7 protein-coding genes and 1 pseudogene are annotated in these 19,686 nt (G+C 72.1%); 2 read left to right on the plus strand and 6 right to left on the minus strand.

Translation table 11 applies throughout. From position 1 onward, the window contains the following. Window positions 1–459: pseudogene (locus ACWEFB_RS23170) on the plus strand (IS4 family transposase); the annotation flags it as partial. Window positions 460–547: 88 nt separating this feature from the next. Here the strand turns inward: ACWEFB_RS23170 and ACWEFB_RS23175 are convergent. Genes ACWEFB_RS23175 through ACWEFB_RS23200 form a run of 6 tightly spaced genes read right to left on the minus strand, consistent with a single transcriptional unit; the run spans window position 548 to window position 18,271 of the window. Next, window positions 548–1,555 (minus strand): peptidoglycan-binding domain-containing protein, encoded by a 1,008-nt coding sequence (locus tag ACWEFB_RS23175; protein ID WP_452288504.1) that lies wholly within the window; start codon window positions 1,553–1,555, stop codon window positions 548–550. 22 nt (window positions 1,556–1,577) lie between these two features. Further along, window positions 1,578–3,296, minus strand: coding sequence for a hypothetical protein (locus tag ACWEFB_RS23180; RefSeq protein ID WP_452288506.1), 1,719 nt, complete (start codon window positions 3,294–3,296; stop codon window positions 1,578–1,580). Window positions 3,297–3,308: 12 nt separating this feature from the next. After that, the gene (locus tag ACWEFB_RS23185) at window positions 3,309–7,739 is read right to left on the minus strand and encodes a hypothetical protein (protein ID WP_452288508.1); all 4,431 of its coding nucleotides are present in this window, start codon (window positions 7,737–7,739) and stop codon (window positions 3,309–3,311) included. After that, on the minus strand, window positions 7,739–13,054 hold the full coding sequence (locus tag ACWEFB_RS23190; protein WP_452288510.1) for a DUF3892 domain-containing protein: 5,316 nt from the start codon (window positions 13,052–13,054) through the stop codon (window positions 7,739–7,741). The genes ACWEFB_RS23185 and ACWEFB_RS23190 overlap by 1 nt, the downstream gene beginning before the upstream one ends. Beyond that, window positions 13,051–16,200, minus strand: a complete 3,150-nt coding sequence (locus tag ACWEFB_RS23195) for a DUF6603 domain-containing protein (protein ID WP_452288512.1) — start codon at window positions 16,198–16,200, stop codon at window positions 13,051–13,053. Before ACWEFB_RS23195 ends, ACWEFB_RS23190 begins: the two co-directional genes overlap by 4 nt. Before the next feature lie 58 nt (window positions 16,201–16,258). Next, window positions 16,259–18,271 (minus strand): hypothetical protein, encoded by a 2,013-nt coding sequence (locus tag ACWEFB_RS23200; RefSeq protein ID WP_452288514.1) that lies wholly within the window; start codon window positions 18,269–18,271, stop codon window positions 16,259–16,261. 307 nt (window positions 18,272–18,578) lie between these two features. Here ACWEFB_RS23200 and ACWEFB_RS23205 point away from each other — a divergent pair, with 307 nt between their 5' ends. After that, window positions 18,579–19,685, plus strand: a complete 1,107-nt coding sequence (locus tag ACWEFB_RS23205; RefSeq protein ID WP_452288516.1) for a hypothetical protein — start codon at window positions 18,579–18,581, stop codon at window positions 19,683–19,685. The last annotated feature ends 1 nt before the right edge of the window (window position 19,686 follow it).

Genomic DNA, 19,686 nt, shown 5'->3' on the forward strand with positions numbered 1-19,686 from the left:
CACCAGCGTTGGGAGATCGAGACCGCCTACCTGGAACTGAAATCAACCATCCTCGACGGCAGAGTCCTACGATCACGCACCCCGACCGGTATCGAACAGGAAATATACGCCCTGCTCATCACCTACCAACTGCTCCGCACCGCGATGGTCGACGCCACCGACAGCAGCCCCGGCACCGACCCCGACCGGGCCAGCTTCACCATCGCCCTGAACACCGCCCGCGACCTCACCGTTCAGGCCACCGGCGTCATCGCCGACGCCGTGATCGACCTGGTCGGTGTCATAGGCCACCAGGTCCTGTCCGCCCTCATGCCCGACCGGCGCATACGAACCAAGGCCCGCATCGTCAAACGCGCCATCAGCAAATACAACGCCCGCGGCCCGAACATCAACCGCACCACCTACCAAGCCACCATCGAGATCAACATCCTCACCTTGACCCCAACCACCCAGCCTTAACTGAACGGCGTTGACCCTAGATCACCAACGGTTGGGGACGGGCGGCCGGCGCCGCAGCCCTTCGTACGGCCACGGCACCGACCCGCCCTCAGTACGTCACCCGGACCTGCATCTGTCGCCAGGTCTGCGGGCCGACCACCCCGTCCACGGCGATCCGGCGCATGCCCTGGTACCACCGCACGCCCGCCTCGGTTTTCGCGTCGAAGACACCAGTGGGCCGGCCAGAGCGCTGCTCGCCGATGAACCGCTGCACGAACGCCACGTCGTCGCCGGTCATCGAGCGGCGCAGCGTACGCGAACCGGGTGCCCGGCCGGTGGGCTGCGGGGCGGGTGCCGGCTTGGTCGCCTCCCGCAGTGCGGCGACCGTCTGCGCACCGACCGCCCCGTCCACGGTCAGCCGATGTGACTTCTGGAAGCTCCGTACCCAGGTGTCGGTCTTGGAGCCGAAGTCGCCGTCCACCGTCAGCTTCGCGCCCAGCCGGTTGGCGAGCGTCTGCAACTCGCGTACGTCGCTGCCCTCGCTGCCCTTGCGCAGCACCCGGTCGCCGAGCCTCGGCACCACGGCGTCGGCGATCCCCCAGCCTCGGGTGCTGGTCTCCAACGAGCGGGTGTGGCTGACACTCACGTGCAGGTGCTTGTCGTGCGGGTTGCTGCCGGTGTAGCGGGCCGCGGCGAACTTCCGGGTCCGGCTCCAGATCGTCCGGTCGAAGATGACGTACTGGGTGGACGGGTGGGCGATGCACATCCGGACGACCAGCATCGGGTCGATGCCGTCCTTGTCGATGTCCAGCGCGTTCACCGACCGGTTGTCCGAGTCGGGATTGTGGTCCGACGTCGTGGCCTGGTGCGCCGGGTCGCCGATCCAACCGTCCGAGGCCCGGTCCCGGTGCGGCCACCGGCGGTCGACCTCGTCGCGGAGCACCTTCAACGTCGGCGCCAGGTGGTATCCCGCCGCCAGGCCGGGCGGCTCATCGGTCGGCTGTTCCTGTTCTGCGTGGTCGTAGAGGTCGTACTCGACCGGCTCCCCGATCCGGCTCTCCGGGTCGTCGTCCTCGTACATCCGGTCCGGGTCGACCGCGGTGGCGAGGCTACTCATGGGTTCCTCCTCCGGTGAATGCTCAGTTGTCCGTGGGGTCGGTGATCACGTCGAAGAGCAGGCCGCTTGCGCCCTCGCCCCGGCCGGGTCGCTTGCGCCGCCCGGTCCAGCTGTGCGTCGAACCGTCCGACCAGCGGGCCCGCTGCCGGAGCCTGGTGACGTGCAGCCCGTCGCGCGGCACCTCCTCCTCGTGGATGAGCAGGTCACGGTCGGGTTCGAGCAGTTGACCGAGCGGCCGGGGCACCACCGTCTCGCCGTCCCGGCGCCGGGGAACCCCGCCCCGGCGGTACCGGTACGCGCCCCGGGTCGGCTCAACCGGGAGCAGCGGGAACCAGTGCTCCGGCACCGAGGTGGCCAACCGGTAGTGGGCGCCGGAGGGGTCGTCCTCGGCGGGCGGGGACGGCTCGGCCGGTTCGGCGGTCTCGTGGCGGCGCAACGGCCGCCCGGTGGCACCCTCGACCGTGGTCTCCACCGCCCAGGCCACGTTGGCGATCTCGTCCCGGAACATCCGGACCTCCTCCACCGGGGCGCTGTCCAGGCTGTCCGCGATGGCCGGGGCGACCAGCAGGAAGTCGGACCGGCCGTGGTTCGCCGCGGCGCCGGGGCCGGTCACCGTGTGCCGGAACAGGCTCCAGTCCCGGCCGTCGTCGGGCAGGGCCCCGGCGGTCCGTACGAGGGTGCGGAAGCCGAAGGTGTCGGTGACGACCAGGGAGCGGATCTGCACGACGCTGGCGACCGGAACGGTCAGCGGGAGCAGGTACCAGTCGTTGCTGTAGACGGTGGCGTACTCGACCAGCAGCAGCCGGTGCAGGTCGGTCGGTTCGGCCTCGACCCGGCCGAAGTCGACCCGGGCGTCCTCGAACTCCCACCACCGTGGCGCCGGCATTCCCGGATAGCTGGCCGGGGCGGGCAGGACGGTCCGGACCACGATCTCCGTCTCCTCGCCCGCCGGCAGTTCGGCGGTGGCCGAGGTGTCGTGGCTGAAGGAGTGCCAGTCGAGCCGGCCGCCGTCGTACTCGGTGGCGGACAGGACGGTGGGGCCGTCGGTGGTGGGCGCGGCGAGATCGAACCGGTACTCCATCCGTTCGGCCTGCCAGGCGGGCGGTGATGTGGCCGGACCGGTTCCGGCCAGATCGAGCCGGTCGAGCCAGTCCAGCCAGGTCCGGGCGCATTCGGTCAGGTCGGGCAGGATCGACGTCGGCAGCGCCGGCCGGGGCGGTGGTGTGCCGTGGTCGACCAGGGCCCGGAGCACGGGCAGCAGTGCGGCGCCGCTCGCCGCCCGCCGACCCATCACGGCCAGCCACCGCCGGCCGCGCTCATCGAGCGCCGCCGACCGCTCCTCGTCGACAACCACCGGGTACGCCTGCGCGAAGAGCTGACCGTGGGCGGCCAGGGCGGGCCGTTCGGCGAGCAGTCGCAGGAAGTGTTGACCGGTCCGGGCTGCGGTACGCGGGTCGTTGAGCTGCCCGCCGGAGCCGGACTCGACCACCGACTCCAGTGGCCGGCCCCGGTCGTACGGCTGCTCGGAGCCGCCGTACGGCCGGTAGGTGGTGACCGGGGTGACCTGCGCCTGGATCCGTACCGAGGCTGGGGAGCCGGCGTCCTCGCCGGTGAACTCCCCGAGTTGCCACTGCCGGGCGAGCAGCCAGAGCGGGTCGTGCACCCTGGCCTGTAGGCCGGGGGCCAGGTTGTCGTTGCGGGATCCCGGTTCGATCCGGGTCCACGAGGTGACAGAGGGCATCTGTGCTGCTCCTTAGCCCGCCGGAACGGTACGGGTGAAGTCGGTCGAGGCGGTCTCGCCGTCGACGTTGAGCGGGAAGTAGAGGGCCGGCAGGAACTGGCCGACCTCGCCGAGGGTGGCGACGTCGACGGCCCGCAGCGGGGCGAGTTCGAGCGTTTCGACCAGGGTTTGTTCGAGGGCGTCGCGGGTCCAGACCGGTGCGTCGTCGGCGGGGACGGCGAGCAGGATCGCCTGTGGGGCGACCTGTCCCGGTGTTTCGGCGTGGAACGACACTCCGGTGGTCTCGGCGTCGTTGGGCAGGACCTCCACCCATTCGTCCACCATCAGTCCGCGCAGCGGCGCGGTCGGGTCGAGGTCGACGGGTGCGTCGACCACCAGGGAGAGCCCGACCCCGTCCGGCCGTTCCCCGGTGAACTTCAGCGCCAGCCACCGGTCCCCCGGTCTGTACGGCAGTTGGGCGACCCGCAACGGCTGCTGCCGGTCCGGGTGGACCGCCTGGGTGTAGCCGCGTACGGCGTCCAGGCGGTCGGCACCGGGGCGGACCGGGGCGGCGTCGGTGAGCCAGTCGGTGGCGGCGTACGGGTCGCCGCCCTGAAGTTCGGTGCTCGCCGCGAGCGAGGTCGCGAGTGCCGTCGAGCCGGTGAGGGTGAACCTGGGCAGGACCCGGAAGTCCGGTCCGAAGACGGCCCGGAGCCGGGCCACGTCGTGGTCGCGCAGTTCGGCGGCGGTGGCCGTACCCCGGTTGATGGTCAGCGCGGTCAGTTCGGCGGTTCGGGCACCGACCTCGGCGGCGACCGTACGGGCCCGGGCGAGCAGTGCCGCCGGAGTGGCGTCGGGGCCGACGTACGCACCGAGCACCCCGATCCCGGCGGCGAGGTCGAGCGCGGCTGCCAGCCCGGCCGGGTGCTGCGTGGTCAGGTCGAGGTGGAGTTGGGTGAGCAGTGCCGAGGCGGTGTCGGCGCGGGTGGCGAGGTCGGTGTCGGCTACCCCGTTCTCGGGTTCGTCGCCGCCGGGTGCCAGGTCGGCTGGGGTGAGCGGGCGGGCGGAGCCGACGAGTTCCCGGACCGCACGGGCGATCTCGGTGAACTCCTCCAGCCCCAGCACGTTGTCCGTCCACTGGGGAGCACGGCCGGGGCGTACCCGGTGGGGTCGGGTCCCGTCGGCGCCCGGTGGCGGGCCGTCGGTGGCGGCGGCGTCCAGGATCCGGGCCGCGAGTTCGCCGTCGGCGGTTGGCTCCGCGACGTCGGCGAGGGCGAGCAGGTCCAGCGCGCAGCGGCCGAGCCTGTCGAGGGTGATCTCGCTGGTGAGCGTCGTCTGTCCGGCCGCCCATTCGACCTCGCAGCGCACCGACGCGGGTGCCGGAAGGAGCCCGGCGACCAGAGCTTCCAGGTGGGGTTCTGCCGCCGAGCGGGGGCTGCGCCCAACGACCGGCCACGACGCCGACCGGTCCGGCCAGTTGTTCGCCACCAGCGCGATCCGGTGGGTCAGCGCCATCCCGGTACGCGGGGTCCGGGCAAACTCCAGTTCGGACGCGGGTACGTCGCCGCGCGACGCGGCGTCCAGGGTGGCGCCGCTGCGCATCGGGTTGCCCTGTGCGGCGTGGTGGACCCCCTCGGCGAGCAGGGCGTCGGCGACCGCGTCGATCGCCTCGCCGAGCGAGCCGAGCACGGTCACGATGGCGTTGTGGTCGGGGCTGCCCGGATCCGGCAGCGCCGGGTCACCGGCCCAGTCGATCGAGCCGTCGCGCCACCGTTGGTGCAGGTCGAGCCCGTCCACCACGGTTGTCGCCGCCACCGTCTCCCGTGGTCGGGTGTCGGTTTCGATCCGGGTGACGTGCACGGGTGCGATCTCCCGCAGCCGGGGCAGGTACTGCTCCAGCACCCTCGGGTGGTCCTGGAGCTGGCGCTCGAACCGGTAGCCGAGCAGCTCGGTCAGCGGCTGGCCCTGGCGTACGCCGTCGAGCAACCAGCCGGCGAGCCGGACCCGGTCCGCGGTCAGGTCCACGGCGAGGGGGTTGTCACCGGTCCCGGTGTGTGCCCGGTAACCGGCCCGGAGCACGGCGGCGGTCACCGCCTGGGGCAGCGACGGGGCGTGTACGTATCCGGCGTCCGGCGCGCCCTCCCACAGTTGACCGTCCTCGTCCGGCGGCGGGTCGAGCACCGGCTCCGGGGTGATCGCGCGTGGGCGGAGGTTCTCGACCCAGCCGTAGCCGCCGAGGTGGACCCCGCGCGGCCGGGCCGCTCGCATGGTGGCCAACCGTTTGGTGGCGAACGAGGTCAGCCACGCGTCGAGCCGGTACGAGCTCAGGTCGATCGCCTCGGCGAGCAGCCGTTCCAGGTCGGCGGCCGGGTACGCGGCCAGCGCCCGGGCGCTGTCCCGGAAGGCGCTCAGCTCGCTGTCCGGCGCGCCCCGCAGGTAGTCGCCGACAGCACTGGATCCGCCGCCCGGCAACGGGATCACCCGTTCGAGCTGCCGCCAGAGCGGCCAACTGACCCGGTCCGGGCGGATGTCGACAAGTTCGGCATCCCGGTACGCGTCAGCCGACAGCGGTGCCCTGGCGGCCTGCAACCGGCGGGCGCCGGTGGCGTACTCGGCCAGTGCGGACTGCCGGAGCATCCGGTAGAGCAGCGGGGTGGCGGTGCCGTCGGTCTCCGCCCGGTCACGCAGTTCGTTCCAGGTGCGTTCCGGGTCGCCGAGCCAGTCCAGGTAACCGGCCACGGTCGAGGGTGCCGGCGGGTTCACCAGCTGCCCGCCGATGCGGTGCGCGCCCTCGGCGAAGACCGCACTGGCGACGCGGGGCTGCCAGGGCAGGTCCAGGTCGGTCAGGAGCTGGTTCGGTGCCAGTGCCTGCCGCTCCCGCCAGCCCTCGTCGAGGTCGAGTCGGAGGAACCGCCACAGGTAGGTGACGTACTCCATGCCGAGGAGGCTGCGTACCCGCCATTCGCGGCCCAGCGGTGCCTGGGCGAGGATCCGCAGCAGCACCTCGCGCGGGTCGCCGGGGCCGCCGATGCGGGGTACGCCCGGCAGCCCGGTGCTCTCCTCGGTCTCGGTCGCGGACGGTTTCCACACCTGGTCCCGGAGCGTTCTCAGGAACTCGACCAGCGTGTTGTCACGGGGGTCGTCGCCGGTCCACCGGTTCAACGCGGTCACCGGCAGGATCCCGTACGGCTGTTCGGCGATCCGCAGCGTCGGCACCGGCCCGGCGGCGCGTACGTGGTCGACGAAGTGCTGCCGGCCGTACCGGATGTGGTCCTCGCCCACCACACCGGTGAGCAGGTCGCTGAGGAAGTATCCCCAGGTGGCCGCCCAGGTGACGGTGTTCATATGCCGGGCGCCGGCGGACTGGGAGACCTCGGCGAGCGCAGGGTCGGCGGGTGGCCCGTCGGGCCGGTGCTCGGCTCGGACCAGTGCCCGTGGCGAGGTGGTCGCGGCGGCACCTCGGGCGAGGTGGAGCGGGTCCCCGGCCTCGGCGACGGGTGCGACACCGAGGGCGAGCGCGGTGACCGGTGAGTCGGCGTCGACCTGCGGCGGTGCCTGCTGGCCGTGTCCGACCCGGATCAGGTCGGCGTACTCGGGGTCTCCGGACCGGTAGCCGGAGCGGGCACCGGCGGTGCTGTTCGTCGGCGTACCCGGGGCGACGAAGCTGAGGCCGTGGGTGTGGAAGTGGGCGTCGAGCAGTTCCCCGAGGATCCGACCACCCCGGGCGGGGATCCCGTCGGCCTCGGCCGCCGGGTCGTCGTCGACTCCGAAGACCAGGAGCCGGTCAATGCCGCCCTCGGCCATCGCCGGGGGCAGCGGGATGCGCAACGCCATGCCGGCGTCGACCGCCGCCGGGAAGTCGACCAGCCAGCGGCTGTTGTCGTCCACGGGCGGCTCGTCGTTTCCGACGTCGGTGAGGTCGAGGTTGGCCGGTGGGCCGACGACCAGGGGCCGGGTGACCGGCTCGGACTGCGCGTACACCGGGGGCACGCCGTCGCGCCAGAGGGTGACCTGCCACTGGCTGGGCAGGGCGCGGGCGACCGGTGCCCGGTCCCACGGGTCGCCGCCACCGGGCGCCGGTGGGAACTCCGGGTCGTGGGGCAGCGGCCGATCCGGGGGTACGGGCCGGTCCGGTCGTCCGGTCTGTGCCGGTTCCATCACCCGGGCGATCCAGGCGGCCCGTTCCGGGTCGACGAGCTGGCACAACCGGTGCCAGGCGGTGACCTCGTCGGTCGTTTTCCGTCCGGCCCGCCACACGTCGATCCAGTACTGCCGGCCCCACGCCACCTCGTCGTCGGTCAGTTCCGGCTGGTGGGTGTCGACGTGCAGGACGTCGGGCAGGATCCGCAGCCACAGCTCCGTACGGCCGGAACCGACGTCGACGAACCGGGTCTCCAGGCGTACGGGCAGCAGCGCTACGGGCCACTCGGTCGGCAGGTTCCACAGGGGGTTTGGTGCGGTCATCACGCGTCCTCGGCCAGTTCGGGCAGGGATAGCAGGTTGTTCGGCAGGTCGCCGTCGGCCTCCGTGGTCAGGTACGGGCGCCCCTGTCCGGTCCGGGAGACCCGTACGCGTACCCGGTCACCGACGGGGCGTTCGACCATGAACCGTTCGTGCCGGGCGATCGCGGCGATCACGTCGTCGGTGTCCATCCGCCACGGGGTCCCGTCGGAGCGGGTCCCGGCGAGGGCGACGATGCGGTGCTGCGGCAGCCCGTCGGCGCGCCGGACGATCGCGTCCACCTGCCAGGTGTCGTCGATCGGCGGCACCATGTCGGTGGCGTGCACCGCCACCAGGACCGGTGGCTGGTAGACGATCCGAGCCTGGTGGGCACCGTTGTGGTTCCACCCGACCTCGTCCAGCCGCAGGTCGGCGAGCCCACCGGTGAGTCGTACGTGCCGCAGCGCCCGGTCGGCCGCCTCGTTGGCCGACAGGTGCCGCCAGTGCAGGTCGGACCAGGTGGCGGGGCTGCCTCCGTACGGTGCTTCGCTCGGTGCCGCGTTCAGCCCGAACCGGGCGTCGACCGGCGGCTGCCGGAACACCACGAACCAGCCGGCCTTCGCGCTGTCGCCGATGGCGTCGGAGACGCTCAGCGGCAGGCCGAAGAAGTGCATGTCCGGGTCGAGCCGGCCGGTGAACTGCGGTGCCCGGGTTTCCGGCAGCAGCCGCCGGGTCCCGTCCGGTGCGTACTCCGCTTTCTGTACGTAGATCTCGGTGCCGGGGTAGCGCCGCAGCAGTTCGCCCCGGACGAGGACCACGAGCAGGTCCCCGGCGCCGACGGCGGTGGCGTTCTCGCCGAGCTGGTTCTCGTCGGCCCAGCCGGCGATCGGTGGCAGGTCGGAGAGCGGTCCGACCGACGGTGACGCGGAACGGACATCCCAGAACTGGCGGAAGAAGGTGGCCCTCGGGTCGGTCGGGAAACGCCGCCAGAGCATCTCGCGGGCGAGTTCCGAGTTGAGCCCGACCATGAACGACTCCACGAAGGAGGCGTTGACCCGCAGCAGGGTGACGGTCTCCGGTGGGATCTGGGACGCACCGGGGAAGAGGATCTCCGGTGACAGTTCGCGTACGGCCTCGTACATCGGTCGGGGGAAGCTCGGCACCACGACCAACTGGTCCAGGGATTCGAGGGTGTCCGTACCGGGCAGGGCCAGCCGGGTGGTCATCCGCTCGGTGATGCCGGCGACCGGGTGCAGGGCGGTGGCGACCCGGGCCGCCATCGCGGCGGCGTCCACCTGGTCCGGGTCCGGCTCGTCCACCAGGTCCTGCGCGGCGAGGACCTTGGTCTGGTGGCGGCCGGCGGCGGCGGCGAACGCGTCGCCCATGGTCCGGCGGACCGTGACCAGCGCCGGGTTCAGGTCGGCGATGGTGATCGCCGCCCCCTGCCCCTGCCCGCCGAACCAGCCGGAGACCGGGGCGTCGGCGGACCACCGCCGGGCCACGCCGAAGTGGTTGAGGTCCCAACCGACCCGGTAGTAGCCGCGGTTCTCGGCGCCGGAGCTGTCGACGTGGAACAGCACCAGATCGGGTTGGTGGGTGCCGGTGACGTCGATGACGGCGATCCCGGCGCCCTGGTGCTCGGCCGGCAGCGGGTCGCCACCGGCCTCCTTCTCCGGCGCCCACCCGCCGACCACCTGGCCACGGGGGTTGATCCGCCGACCGACCCGGTAGACCGCCCGGGTCTGCCCGCCGCGCGGTTCGAGGGTGAGTACGACGATGTCCGGGATCCGGTCGTCGTCGAGGTCGGCGACGGCCACGCCGACGCCCCGGATCGGGCCGGAGGTCGCCCACGGCACCTGCACCGAGTCCGACCAGCCCCCGGTGATCTCGCCCTGGTCCCCGAGCCGCCAGCCGATCCGGTAGTAGAGCGTCGGGTTCGCCCCACCGGTCGCGTACGCCAGCACCAGTTCGGGGCGGCCGTCGCCGTCGAGGTCGGCCAGGGCGAGGTCGGCGCCCTGCACCTCGGCGGCGACCTCGGCCGGGATCCGGTGGACCGGTCCCCAACCGCCGGTGACCTCACCGGTCGGGCCGAGGTTCCAGCCCACCTGGTAGCAGATCGTGTTCGCGCCGGCGGGGTTCTCCACCCACATCAGGACCAGGTCGAGCTGCTGCCCCCGGCCCTTGATGTCGGCGACCGCGACGCCCAGCCCCTGGGTTTCCGCGCCGATCCCGCCGGGCTTGGCGAGGTGCGGTGACCAGCCGCCGCGTACCTCGGCCTCGAAACCGAGATCACGGCCGATGCGGTGGTAGACGGTGTTGTCGCCGGCCGGGTTGTCGACGTGGGCCGCGACGAGGTTGGACAGGAAGCCGAGCGGCAGCGCCCACCGGATGTGGGGCGCAGGTTCCGCGTTGACGGGTCCTGACCCTCGGGAGTCGAGCAGCGGCAGCGGGTCGCCCCACCGCCAGATGTCACCGTCCTTGCGTACGGGGTGGACGCGCCCGTCGCTGGCACTGACGAAGAGCACCGGCCGGGACGCCATCACCGCACCCGGCGGCTGCATGACCCTGGTGCCGGGCGGGGTGCCGAGGTTGCGCCACTCCCACGCCCCGGAGGCACCGACCCGGCGTCGCTGGTGCAGTCCGCCGTCGACTCCGCCGACGAAGAGCGACGTCTCCTCCCCGACCTGCATCAGCGCGTACGTCATGTTGGCCAGGTCGACACCGGAGGGCCTGCCGTGGTCCTGCCAGGAGGCGCCGGTACCGGACCAGATCCGTTCGAACAGCCGGCCGTCGCGGGTCTTCACGAACACGCTGGTCGTACCGACGGACGGGCCAAGGTCGGCGACCACGGTGTCGGCCGGGCGGCCGTGCGCGATCCAGAGCCAGCGGGTGCCGTTCCAGCCCCGTTCCCACAGGTTGCCGGCGTCGGTGACGACGAAGAACCGGGTGCTGCCGTGTGCCGCTCCCGGATTGGCGGTGATCCTTTCGGTGCCACCGGGGTTGCCGTGGTCGACCCAGCTCCACTGGTTGCCGTCGCGGCGGCGTTCCCAGAGCCGGCCGACCTTGCTGTTGGTGTTGCCGTTCATGGTTTCGGCGACGAACAGGCTCTGGTTGTTCAGCACCAGGGACGGGGCGCTGCCGAGGCCGTAGGTGTTCGGCGGTGACGGGTGCTTGCGCCACAGCCAACGGTCGCTCTCCCAGTAGTGCTCGAACAGGGCGCCCTGGACCGAGGCGACGAAGAACCGCCGCCCGCCGTCCATGGCCGCGCCGGGTTCGACCCCGGCGGCCTGGGTGCCCGGCGGGGTGCCGTGGTCGGACCAGAGCCAGCGTCCACCGTCGTGGTACAGCTCGAAGAGTCGCCCGTCGCCGCTGCTGACGTACGTGCGGAGGCCGTCGAGCACCGGACCGGGTCCGCTCAGCACGGCCGCCGGCAGCCCGGTCGGTTGGCCCGGGACACCCGCCGGCAGCGGGCCGCTGTCCGGGTACGACACCGGCAGCGGCTCGACCGGCGGCGGCGGTGGGGGCGGGGGCGGCGGGGGCCAGTCGGGGTCCTCCGGGGGCCAGTCGGGGTCCTCCGGCGGCCACTCCGGGTTCTCCGGTGGCAGCCTCGGCGCGACCGGTGCGGGCTCGGTCTGCGGGTGCGCCGGGTTCGCTGCGACGGTCGCGCTGGCCGGCGGTGGCCAGTGCCACCACCGGGCGTTGTCGTCGACCTGCGCGTCGATCCGGTCGAAGGAGACGTTGTCGGGGCCGGCGACGGTGTCGAACAGCACCGTGCCGGCGGGTTCGCGTTGCGGCGGGGTGGCCCGTACCTGGTTTTCGCCGGCCGCTTCGACCAGCCCGTCGAGGGCGTTGGCGCCGACCCGGCGGGCGACCGGCCCGTGCGGGCGGGCGATCCGGCGGAAGGTGGTCGACAGGGTCGCCGCCGCCGTCGGGTTGTGCCCCAGTTCGTCGCCGATGCGCTTCTTGCTGCGCGGGGTGACGGTCACCGAGTCCAGGACGGAGCCGCTGACCTGGAGCAGCCGGCCGGGCGGGAGCGGGCCGGCGTCCGTCGACGGCACGGCCGCGCCGGCCACCGATGCCGCCCCGGCCACGATCCGCCGCTCGTACGTCGACCGGCTCGCCTCCGCGGCGAGCTGGGCCTGGCGCAGCGCCTCGTTGGCCCGCTGGACCTCGGCGGCCTGCTCCCAGGCGGCGGCCATCAGGGTTTCCTGCTGTTCGCGTACGACCCGGGTGCCGAGTGCGGCGGCGATCCGGTGCCGGGGGTCGAGGTTCAGTTCACGCAGCCAGTGCGGGGCTTCGGAGTCACCGGGGATCCGGTCCCGCTCCGCGTAGTGGCCGCCGTAGAGCGGTGGCCCGAGCCGGGTGCCGGTGTCGGTGATCAGCTCGCGCAGCAGCGCCTGGACCGGTTCCCGGGACTCGGCCGCCCACCGGCTCGGCATGGTCGTCGCGCCGCGCAGCGCGCCCTCGACGCCGAGGCTGACCGTGGGTACGGCCGGATCCAGGTCCGGCATCCCGGACCGGCCGATCCACACCGGGCGCAGCCCGACGTCGGTGCCGAGGGCCCGTGGCTCCAGCCGGCTGGCGAGCAACTGGAAGTCGCCGTCGTCGCTGGTGGAGAACTCCCAGGAGTGGTAGACCGGCAGCGGTGGTGCAGCGCCCTCGCCGGTGCGCCAGGCCGGGCCGAGGGCGGCGGTGTCGTCGACGTCCAGGCCGAGTCCGGCGAGCCGGCCCGGTTCGAAGGCGGGGACCAGGCACGCCCGGTAGGTGACACCGGAGGCGAGCCGGCGCGGGCTGATCAGCCGGGACAGGGTCCGGGCCGGGTCACCGGCCAGCACCGAGGCGACGGTGTCGGTGTCGTCGGCGGTGGCGACCTGGGCGTGGGCCCAGGCCCACGACTCGGCGAGGTCGGGCAGGTCGGCCCGGTCACACTCCAGTACGGGCAGCGGCGCGCCGGTGTCCGTACGCAGCTCGGAGTCGGCGACCGGGACCACCACCAGGAACAGCCAGGGGCGTAACCGTTGCCGGTCGCCCTTGCCAGCGGGGGTGAACAGCCATGGGAAGTCGGGCCGGTCGAACTCGATCGTGACCAGGTTGTTCGGTTCGAAGTCGTGCGCACCGGGCGGCGGGTCCATCCGGATCACCTGCCGGGTGTCGACCCCGCGTACGTCGCCGGGGCCGTAGAGCCGCACGTCGAAGTGCTCCTCCTCGTGGTCGGTCAGCCGTACGCCGACCTGGATCGGTTGCCGGGCCGGGATGTCCGACACGATCGGGTCCGGCGCCACGCCGGCCGCGGCCAGCCCCTGCCGGACGTAGGCCAGAAAGTGCAGTTGCGCCGTCACCGGCGTGCCTCCTCGGATGTGGGCGAACCGGTGACCGGCTCGATGAAACGCACCAGCGGCCCCGCTCCGGTGCGGTACGCGGCCCGCCCGGTCGTCCGGGTCCGCGCCAGCGCGGCCGGGCTGGTACGCGACAGCCGCAGCAGCGTCGGCCCGTCCACCGGCCGGATCACCGCAGGCCCGACCCGCCGGATCCGGCCGACAGATTCGGCCCGGTCGCCGACTCCGGGCCGGGCGGCGGATTTCGCCCGGTCGACGGAATCCGGCCGGTCGACGATGATCGGCTCCAGGTAGCCCAGCGGCAGCGGCGGTGGCGGGGCGTCGTCGAATTTCACCTCGGGTGCGCCGAAGCTGCGACCCGCCTCCATCAGCTCGAACGACGGCGTCGATAGTTTCTCGTCGTCGGTCAGGTCCTGGAACTGCGCCCGCGCGAAGTGCTCGTACGTCGCCTTGCCGGCGCTGCCACCGGCGTCACCGAACCGGACCGACTCGATGGTGAAGACTCCCGCCCGGGTGACGGGTGAGGTGCCGTACCGGTTGATGTCCAGGCCGAGCGGTGCGACCTGCTGGGTGACCGCGATGGCGCCGAGCGGGTGGGCCAGCAGTTGTCGGTCGGCGCCGTCGATCCGGCGCAGGGTCACCAGCGCCTCGTCCCGTGGCGGGAGCTGGGCGGTCCAGTTGCGGGGGTCGCCGAGGGCCTGGGCCAGCTCGCCTCCGACGTCGAACGGGGTGGGCAACGGCGGTGGCGTACGCGACCCGATCGACACGTCGAAGGCGACCGACGCGCTGACGAACAGGACCTTGAACCTGGCCTTGCCCCGGGCTCGCCACGGACGTGGCCCGCTGAGCGTGACCTGGAGCGAGACCGCCATCAGCTCCCGGCTGCCCCGGCGCAGTGCGACGGCGGCGGCGATGTCGGCGATGAAACCGAGCGGCGCCAGTTGCAGCAGGGCGTCGAAGGAGAGCATCCCGGCGACGTTGAAGCCGGCGGCTTCGGCGTACACCTCCAGCCGGGCGCCGAACTGGACGGTGTTGGAGGTCAACGCGAGGTACGCCTCCAGCCGCAGCCTCGGGTTGTTCCGTTCGGACAGCGCGATGGCGAGGCGGCGCAGCGCCGGGAAGTTCGGCGGCGGTTGGAACCTCGGGTTGAAGCCGCCCGCCGACAGGGCGAACGACGGCCGGTCGCCCCACGACATCCGCATCGCCATGTCCCCGCTGATCGGGAAGCCGACCACCTGGGAGTCGTAGAGCGAGGCGTCGATCGACGCCTCCCCGGCGTCGAAGTCGATGACACCGAGCACGTCCATATTGATCTTGACGAGGGGATGTTTGTCGTCCGGCAGGGCCATCCGCAGCCGTCCCAGCACCACCAAGCGCATCGGCGCCGGCAGTTCGAGCACCAGCCCGAGGTCAAAGGTGAGCAGGGTGGGCGTACCCCACCCGAGGCGGGCCATCGGGCCGAGGACGTAACGGCCGACCGCGACCGGGAAGACCGAACCTGCGGTCGCCACGACCTCGGCGGCCCGACCCACCGGGTCGTTCGGGAACATCAGCGCGTTCAGCGACCCGGTACGCACACCGGCGCGCAACGCCTCGACGTTGACCGTCCGGTGTACGCCGAACAGCCCGCCGACACCGTTGAGGGTGAACCCGAAGCCGAGCTGGATCGGGGTGAACTCGGCCGACACGAGAACCAGTAGGGAGAAGCCGTCGCTGCCGTCCGGCATCCGGACCGGTGAACCGTCGGGATTCCTGGTCGCCAGGACCCCCACCGCGGTCACCGCGACCGCTTCGAACTGCAGGCTCAGGGCACCGGCGTACTGGCCGGCGGCCTCGTCGACGAAGAGGTAACCGCCGCCGGCAACCGGTCCCGCCGCCAGCGACATCCCGACACTGGTCGGCGGCTTGAGCGCGAGCGCGGTGCCGGCCGCGTTACTGCCCATGCCGATCCCCTCGGCCAGCAACTTGACCGGCCCCAACGCGGCGGCGAGTACGCCCCGCAACCGGATCCCGTCCGCCGGCAGGATCAGCCGCCCGTCGGAGCCGATGCCGAACTCGTCGAACTCCAGCCGGGGCCAGCCGATCGCCCCCGCGCCGACCAGGACGGTCACCGCACCGGAGAAGAGCAGGACCACCACCCCGTCGGTCGCCTCCAACCGCATCGCCCGCAGGCCGATCCGGGCCACCCCGGCCGCCTCGACGGAGACCAGCGCGGCCGGGTCGGTGGACGTACCAGGTGGTTGTGCGGCCGAGAGGGCGGCGCTGAGCTTGCGGCCGGCGGCGAATCCGACCTCGACGCTGACCCACTTCTCCTGATCGGACTGCTCCAGCGCCGCCAACCGCAGGTCGACGGCGAGCCGGGCGACGCGTACGGCGTTGCGGTCGATCTCCAGGGCGAACGCGCGGAACCGGAACGGGAGGCCGAACAGCCGCCCGGTGATCGGATGCTGCGGGTCGGCGGCCACGGCGAACCTGCCGGTGAAGCCGTCCGCGTCGATCGCGGCGTGCTCCAGCTCCAGCCGCAGATCGGCGCCGGGGTCGGCGTCGAGATACTCGGCGGGCAGCGTGACGGACAGCCGGTCGATGGCCAGTCCACGGAAGTCGTCGCGGCCCTCCAACCAACCAGGCGGGTCGATGCCGCCGAATACCGGCCGGACCCGGTCGGCCTCGACCACCACCTCGGTGTCGGCCACGTACGCCGGGGCGAGCGACGCCCCACCGAAGCCCTCCAGGCTGAGCCCGTCCGGGGAGACCCGCAGGTCGGCGGTGACACTGATGCTGGCCGGGCCGCCGGTCGCCACATCCCGCAGTACGTCACCACGCAGCCGCAGCGACAGGGCGACGTCTTCGAGCAGGATGGACGGCTCCGCGCCGAGCGTGACGGTGGCCCGTACCCCCGTCCACCCGGCCCCGGCGGAGCCGAGGACCAGCGCGATGACGTCGCTGTCCGGCGGGGTCAGCGCCAGTTCGCCCTCGAAGGCCAGTTCGAACGAGACAACCAGGTTCTTGTTCTCGACGGTGGCTTCCGCGCTCAGGTAGTAGATCCCGTCGAACGCCCCGGCCGGCAGCAGGTCGAACAGGGGGAAGTCCGCGGCGGCGATCGCCTCGCCGAGCGGGTGCAGGGCCCGCCCGTTGACGTCAATGGTCACGACAGTCTCCGCTCTCGCCGGGCGTTGCAGGCTGGTGGCTGGTGGCTGGTACATCCGCTCACTCCGCCCAGTTGGCGGCGACCCAGATCTGCTGGTCGGCCCCGCCCCACTCGATGAGCCGCGAGCCCGCGGCGCCCCCGATCGTCCGGATTCCCTCGCCGAACTGGTCGATGGTGATCAGGCCGGTGACCGCGCCCGTGCCGTCCCGGTCGTACCCGACGAACACCAGCGAGTGCCCGTACGAGTCCATCGGGTGCGCGTTTGCGCTGGTCTGGGTGGCCTTGATGCCCTCGAAGTCGGTGTCGAGGTTCCAGAACTGGAGCAGGGCGCCGGGACGGATCCCGGCGGTGGCGAGGCCCACCACCCGGTCGAAGTAGACGCTGTCGGTCTCGCCTGGCCGGCGTACCGGATCGAGCTGGAATCCGGCGGCGAGCCCGGTCGCGACGAGCACCCCCGGCCCACCGCGCCCGATGACGGTCGGCGGGAAGTTACGCTTCGTCCCCTCCGCGTGGAACGAGCCGATGATCGTCTGCCAGAGCCGGTACGCCATCTCACCGCCGTCGTAGGCGGTCGCGCGGTGCGTGCTGCCGCCGATGTTCTGGGCCGGAACCTCGTCCGGGAAGAACGCCCGCAGCACCGGGACCAGTCGCGGCGCGCCGATGTCCGGTGCAAGGTTCGGCAGCGGCTGGTTGTTGCGCAGGATCCCCGCGTGTGCCGGGGTGCCGGCCCAGGCGTCGTCCATGAGCTGGCGGGTTCGCGGCCCGGTGACGCCCCGGCCGAAGTTCAACCGGCCGCCGCAGATCCGGTTGTCGGTCAGCGCCCGTACCGACCGCCGCATCGACATGTAGGTGCACCTGCCGCCGCCCGGAGCGTCCCGGGGCTCGGTCAGCATCGCCTCGCCCATCGGTAGGCGCAGTTGCAGGTGCGGCGACGGCGTGACCGCAAGGTCGTACGCGAGCGCCACCGTTGCGGCCGGCTGCCGCCACACGTCGGCGGTCGCCCCGTCGATCCAGCGCATCCCTCCGGCGATGGAGACCCGCACATCCCGTACGGGCGCGTCAGCCGGGTACGACCAGAAGAAGACCCCGTGGGCCGGGAGGCGTTGGACGGCCAGCGAATTGCCCGCCGGATCGGCGACGGAGATCCGCTGCGCCGGAAAGTGGACCGAACACTCGGCCACCGGCTGCCAGGTACGGGTGCAGCGCAGTGCGTGGTAGACCGGCGCGGATCCGCCGGTGGCCAGTACCGCATCGGGTACGGCCGTACCGGTGGCGGCGTTCGTCAGATGCTGGCGCAGCACCCGGTACACGTGCCGGGCGGGTACGGCACCGTTGGCGCTGTGCGCCGGATCGTCCTCGTCCAGCCCCGCACTGAGTACGTTGAACCGCTCCCGGGGCCCGTCCTTCGGCGATTGCCGGGTCGCCGCGGTGACCAGCAGCGTGACGTCATGCTGCGCACCGGTTGGGTGCACAGTCGGCATCGGGTGCGCGATCCGGTCGTCGGTGGCCGCCGTGGCGCCGGCCCTGATGATCGGCTCGTAGCGTCCGCCGAGGAACGCCGCCACCGCGTGTTTCGCCCAGCGCGGATCGTTCGGCGGGATCGACGGGGTGCCGCCCAACCGCGCCGCACGCAGCCCCGTACGCAGGGTGGTGAACAGAAACTCCTGGGTGATGCGCACCGGTCCGTACCAGAGGACGTTCGGCAGCACCGCCAGATCCGGGTCGAGTTCACCCATGGCCTGCTGGGCCGCCGGGTCCACGGTCAGCCGGAGCATGCCGAGGGTGCGCCACCCGGCGTACGCGGTCCCGGTGAACTCGACGTCGTCCGGCGCCGGGGTGACCCCCGGAGCCATCGGGTCGGGGATGAACCGCAACGCCCCGGGAAAGAGCGGCCGGACCTGCGGTACGGGGCTGCCGGCGGTCAGCCGGAACGCCAGCCGCATGGCCTGCGGGTACGGCTGTCCGGCCACCGGCGCCGGCGCGTAGCCGACGTCCGTGACGCCGATCGACGTGGGGTCGATCCGCCCCTGATCGGCTGGCGAGAACGGAAACAGCAGGAAGCCGTCCCTCACCGCGTCCACCCCCCGCGCCCGGTCGTCGTCATGAGGACGGACGCGATGGCGCGTACGGTCCCTGGTCTGTACCGCAACTGGACCCCTTCCCTCGATCTGTGCCGAGTAGAAGGACACCCCAGAAACGTCCCGGTTCATCAGTGACAGCAGTCCCGATCGGCCGGGACAATCGCCCGCGCCGGATGGCCGGTCGGCGAGGGCTCGCTCGTCCTGTCGGATCGGTTACCGAAGGCGACGGGGCGTTGACTCTCCTGATCGCCGGCTATTACTGTGCCGCGAGGTGCCGACCGACGTTCGACGGGGGAACATGAGCGGCTTCTATGTGGACCCAGCCGGCCTCAACGGCCTGTACAACCTGCTCCACCGAGCATCCGGCGACGCGAGCGACACACTCGCCTATGCAAGAAAGCACTGCGAACTGGAGTTCGACCAGGAAGGAATACTCTTCCTCTTCGCCGGCCCACACCAGGTCGCGTACGGGCGCGTCACGGCGAGTTTGGAGCGGCTCGAGACCCTGACCAGGGCTGCCGCCACCCAGATCAATCAGGCGCAGCGGGACTACGCGGCATCGGATACATCGGCCTCCGCAAGACTGGACCAAAGCTATCCGGGCGCGTGTGATCCCGCCGAGGTACGGGGCACGCTGGCCACCGGGCGTCCCGATCTCTGGCCCGCTGCCGAGGTCCCGCCCTTTTCCGACGTTGCCGCGCCCGCCCGTCACCTTGTCTCGCCCAGCTACGCGACCAGCATCGAGATGTGGCAGATCAACCCACTGACGGACCTGGTCAGTCCGGCGTCCTGGCTACGCCAGGTCAGCGTCTGGCTGTTCGGTCACGACCCGTTCGAGGGCTGGGCCAAGACCTTCAGCGGCGACTGGAAATCGTACGTGCACTGCGCCGCCGCTTGGCGGATCGTCGGCAACGCGATGCAGGACACCGGTCGTAACCTGACCAGCGGGACGGCGGACGTGTCCGGTGTGTGGCGCGGCAACGCCGCGGAGGCCGAGCAGGAGTTCCAGCTCGCTCTCGGTGCATCAACGATGGCGCTGCACTCGGCCTGCGACCAGTACGCCGATCTCTACATACAGGCGGCCGAGGCGGCCAAGCAGCTCTTCGCCGTGGTCAGCGGACTGATTGCGAAACTGCTCGACCTGCTCATAATCGTGAACCTTGCGGCCGTGGTCGGCACGGCGACGATCGAGACCGGCATTGGAGCAGTCGCCGGCTACAGCATCGCGGCCTACTACGCCTGGCAGGCCTACGACCTGTACAAGGACATTTCAAAGGTCTACGGCAACGCCGAGACGATCTTCAAGACCATTGCGGGTGCAATTGCGATGATCGACGCCGGTCTCGGAGTCACCCAACTCTCGGATCTGAAGCCGTATCAGCACCCCGCCGGATACCAGGGATAAA

The organism is Micromonospora sp. NPDC004704 (assembly GCF_053601675.1).

Excerpts from the sequence above, each read along its gene's own strand:
- ACWEFB_RS23175 (WP_452288504.1), bottom strand. The coding sequence starts at position 1,555 with ATGAGTAGCCTCGCCACCGCGGTCGACCCGGACCGGATGTACGAGGAC.
- ACWEFB_RS23185 (WP_452288508.1), bottom strand. The coding sequence starts at position 7,739 with ATGACCGCACCAAACCCCCTGTGGAACCTGCCGACCGAGTGGCCCGTA.
- ACWEFB_RS23180 (WP_452288506.1), bottom strand. The coding sequence starts at position 3,296 with ATGCCCTCTGTCACCTCGTGGACCCGGATCGAACCGGGATCCCGCAAC.
- ACWEFB_RS23205 (WP_452288516.1), top strand. The coding sequence starts at position 18,579 with ATGAGCGGCTTCTATGTGGACCCAGCCGGCCTCAACGGCCTGTACAAC.